Genomic DNA, 245 nt, shown 5'->3' with positions numbered 1-245 from the left:
CCAGTCTCCCCTGCAGTACTCCAGTCTGCCCGTATCGCCCGCACGCCCACAATTGAGTTGTGAGTTTTCACGGACAACGCGACAAACCACCTACGAGCTCTTTACGCCCAGTAATTCCGGACAACGCTCGGACCCTACGTATTACCGCGGCTGCTGGCACGTAGTTGGCCGGTCCTTCTTCTGTACCTACCGTCACTTGCGCTTCGTCGGTACTGAAAGAGGTTTACAACCCGAAGGCCGTCATC

At 56.7% G+C, this 245-nt stretch carries 1 rRNA gene; it reads right to left on the bottom strand.

Going from position 1 to position 245, the window contains the following annotated elements:
• Nucleotides 1-245, bottom strand: a 16S ribosomal RNA gene (locus ACTHS3_RS18395); the annotation flags it as partial.

The sequence above is a fragment of the Neisseria sp. P0009.S007 genome (assembly GCF_051962515.1).
This window is presented reverse-complemented; position numbering and strand designations above follow the sequence as displayed.